This window comes from Psychrobacter sp. T6-1 (assembly GCF_052258445.1).
Map to the genome: position 1 here is coordinate 1 of NZ_JBQQFC010000234.1, position 3966 is coordinate 3966.

General features: G+C 45.6%; 3 protein-coding genes. 1 reads left to right on the forward strand and 2 read right to left on the reverse strand.

Translation table 11 applies throughout. From position 1 onward, the window contains the following. Positions 1-54 precede the first annotated feature (54 nt). Positions 55-870 carry a tRNA (guanosine(46)-N7)-methyltransferase TrmB gene (gene trmB, locus ACTXGO_RS10750; RefSeq protein ID WP_435949535.1) on the reverse strand — a complete coding sequence of 272 codons (816 nt, stop codon included), beginning with the start codon at positions 868-870 and terminating at the stop codon, positions 55-57. Positions 871-1243: 373 nt separating this feature from the next. On the opposite strand from trmB, the gene ACTXGO_RS10755 reads away from it, so the two are divergent. Beyond that, complete coding sequence (locus tag ACTXGO_RS10755) at positions 1244-2173, forward strand: pilin (protein ID WP_435949534.1); 930 nt, start codon at positions 1244-1246, stop codon at positions 2171-2173. A gap of 47 nt (positions 2174-2220) precedes the next feature. On the opposite strand, the gene ACTXGO_RS10760 is transcribed toward ACTXGO_RS10755, so the two are convergent. Further along, positions 2221-3966 (reverse strand): cation:proton antiporter domain-containing protein (locus tag ACTXGO_RS10760; protein ID WP_443574446.1); only part of this gene is annotated, 1746 nt, incomplete at its 5' end.

The window sequence follows — 3966 nt, forward strand, 5'->3', positions numbered from 1 at the left end:
AAAAAAAGCGGCAGCTCCAATGGTTAGAGCTACCGCTTTTTTATAGAATAAGCGTTAGTCTTTGACGTAGATTAGATCCCAAACACCGTGGCCGCGCTCAATCCCGCGACGCTCAAATTTGGTCATAGGCCGAAAATCAGGACGCGAAGTAAATTGATTGGCGCCTGCCTGATTGCTCAGTCCAGGCACTTGGTCTAACACCTCTAACATCCAAAACGCATAGTGCTCCCAATCAGTTGCAGCATGGAACCAGCCGCCTGACTTAAGACTACGTGTGACAATAGCCATGCGCTCGGCGCTGACAAATCGGCGCTTGTAGTGGCGCTTTTTTTGCCAAGGGTCAGGGAAGTACAATTGAATGCGATCGATGTGCTGCTCTGGCAGTTGCTTTAATAGTTGAATAGCATCACCGTTGATAATTCTGACGTTGGTCAAACCTTGCGTATCTGCCATATAAGCACATTTACCGATGCCAGGCTCATGAACTTCAATACCGACAAAGTTACGAGTGGGGTCAGCGGCGGCCATCTCGATAAACGAGTCACCCAACCCAAAACCGATCTCTAAGGTTAGCGGCGCGGCGCTACCATTAGGCGTGTCATGAAATAGCACTCGCAAATCATCAATATCATCAAGGTTGCCGTCGCCGGTGCTGTTATTGACTAAATAGTGCGCAAACTGTGGATCGGTAAGCGCCTGCTCAGCGTTTTTGTTCATGTGAGTGCGGCGCTTCATAAAGGTATTGACGATACGTAGATGTTTGTCATTGCCTTCAAGGTTTACGCGAGCTTGGTCTTGACTATCAGTACTCTCACTACTAAGAGTTTGATGTTTATCAAGAGATTCGTCGTTAATGGGAGATTGACTCATAAGATTAATATCATTAAAAATATGAGCGTATTATAGGTGAAATCAGAACCCGTGTGAACGATTATCCTGCGCTGGTGCATTTGTGGTTACTGGGCTTATAACCAGTGTACCTAAGCTAGAGCGAGTTTGATAAGAATTGGTTATCAGTGCACTTTTGCTGTGAATACAGGCTTATAATAATGGTGACCTCATACCGTTTATCTCAAATAAAAAGACTACTGCTATTACAGCGTGCTGCTGATATAAGTTTTTTTTGTGTGCTGCTATCTCTCAACGCTGCGCAAAATTCATCTCAGTAACACTGTATCTATTTTATAGTGGATCAACTATATAGGTCTCATCTGCTCTTAACTCCTAAATAGAGTCTATCCTTATGCTGTTTATCGAAACAGATTCACCGCCACCGTTTTATCAAGAAAAGATAACCCCAGCGCGCCGTCGGCAGCTGGATCAGTGGTTTATCGGTCAGCGTACACAAAAATATTATCTACAGCGTTTTGAGCAGTTTGATAAACAAGGGTATCTCTCGCCTAAATGGCACTGGGCGGCGTTTTTTATCACTTTTCCTTGGCTGCTGTATCGAAAGCGCTATATGGACGCTATCGTCTATAGCGTAGCTGGCTGGTCCTTTATTCAGCTAAACATTGCGATTGTACTGGTCACTTTTGAGTTTATGGCGATGTCCTTTGTGCCAGATGCTTATCAAATGGTAACTCGTATAGGTATTGCTGCCATTATTTGGCTGTTTTGGTCTTTTATGGTGGCGCGCTGGACGGACGCTTATTACTACCGTATGGCTAGGCGTGAGATCGCAGACGTGCTAGATGCTTATCCTCGTGATGGAGCCGCGCAAAAGGCGCACTTAAAACGTGAGGGCGGGGTCAGCTTGTTTGGTTTACTGCTAGGTTTTGGACTGTTTGTGTTTGCGCTTACGGTCATCAAAGTACAGTTTTTGCCTATTATTGCAAAACCTCAGGAGAACGAAGTACTGTTTAATACTTATGATATTGCCAAAACCACGCAAAACAAAGTGGCGCTTTTGTATGCGCAAACTGGGCAATGTCCAACCAAGCTACCGCTGGCTATCGATGAGCCGCAAGTACAACTACAGATCGCGACCGAGGCTGGAGGAGCTGCGAATACGGACTGCGCGATTATTGCTACTATCCAAAATGTACGGTTCCCACTGCGCTATTTAAATGACCATACCCTAGTGTTTTATCATGAGAGTGGGAGCGATAATTGGCAGTGCACCACGTCACTAAATGAGGACTTAGCGCCTGTAAATTGTTCTCCAAACTAGCTTTCAAAATCTCGATACTGAGAGTTATTGTAAGATAAATAACGATACTATTTATTAGGATGAATGACAATATTGCCTTCATTGTTGTTACCTGTATTGTCGCTATCGTCTTCATTAACAGGCGTCGCTTGGCTTCTAAGGGCTTCTTCAAACTCACCCAAATCCATCTTGCGCGAGCGACCGATATCTTCATCAAACAAGCTCTCAAGCTCGGCCATAGCGGACTTCGCTGAGGCTATCATACTGGCTTCATCGTCATAAATAGCTTGCTGACGCTCAATCAAATCATCGTCATAGTCACGGAATGTTTGGATAGTCTCGCGGGCCTTTTCAGGGGTAATGCCAAGTAATTGTAGCGACTCGCGTGACATATCAAGTGAGGACAGATACGTCTCACGCCAAATATGACGGACGCCCACTTCACGTAGGCGATAATAGTGCTGGCGATCGCGGGCGCGAGCGAGAACCACAAGATCAGGATAGTTGTGATGCAGATACTCAGCCGTGGTGATAGAACGCTCCAAGTCATCAACAGCGATGATAAAGATACGCGCCTTATCGATGCCTGCTGCTCGCAAAATCTCAGGGTTTTTGGGGTCGCCATAGTATACTTGATTACCAAATTTACGGACAAAATCTACGCGATTGGCAGAGCGTTCAATAGCGGTAAATTCGATATTGTGCATGCGCAATACCCGTCCTATGATCTGACCGACGCGCCCAAAGCCTGCGATAATGACAGGATGTTCGTGATCTGGAATGGTATCGTAATCACGGCTGGGTTTACTCTTAGCAAATAGTGGCTCGCCGACTTTTTCTAGCAGTAAGAACGCCAGTGGCGTGAGCGCCATAGAAATGGTCACTATAAGGTTTAAAGTGTTTTCAAGCTCAGGTCTTAGGACATTTTGAGTTGAGGCAACGTTAAAGAGGACAAAGGCAAATTCACCACCCTGCGCGAGCGTCACCCCTAAACGAATGCTAGTCGGCCAGCGATTGCCAAAAGCTTTGGCGATACCTGCGATGACCGTAAACTTAATTAGCATCAGTGCAACTGCGCAGCTGATAATAAATATAGGATGGGCAATAATGAATTTTACATCAGTCAGCATACCGACTGACATAAAGAACAAGCCAAGCAGCAAGCCTTTGAACGGCTCGATACTGGCCTCAAGCTCGTGACGATACTCAGAATCTGCGAGCAAGACACCTGTCAAAAACGCCCCTAATGCCATAGATAGACCGATTTGACCCATCAAAATAGAGACGCCCATAACAATAAACAAGGCGACAGCGGTCAAAAGCTCTGAGGCACCACTTGAAGCGACGAACTTAAAAAACGGTCTAATAACATAGCGGCTGGCAAGGATGAGACCTGCGAACACGGCAAATACTTTACCAAAATAAATCAGATCATAGCTCTGCTCTCGCACTCCTGATAAGAAGGGAATAACCGCAAGTAGCGGGATAACGGCGATATCTTGAAAGAGTAAAATAGTAAAGGCTTCGCGCCCATGAGTGCTTGAGAGCTGCTCTTTTTCGTTGAGTATCTGCAATACAAAAGCGGTAGAGGAGAGCGCTAAACCAAAACCGACAATAAAGGCAGTATCTAGTTTTAAGGAGAAAAACTGATACATAATCGCCATCAGTATTATGCCCGTCAAACCTACTTGCAAACCGCCTAATACAAATATAGAGCGCCGCAGTGCCCACAAACGCGAGGGCTGAAGCTCAAGACCGATGATAAACAGCAGCATGACTACACCGAACTCTGAGAAGTGCAATAGACTCTCAGC

Coding starts and splice junctions, on each gene's coding strand:
- trmB (WP_435949535.1), bottom strand. CDS start 870: ATGAGTCAATCTCCCATTAACGACGAATCTCTTGATAAACATCAAACT.
- ACTXGO_RS10755 (WP_435949534.1), top strand. CDS start 1,244: ATGCTGTTTATCGAAACAGATTCACCGCCACCGTTTTATCAAGAAAAG.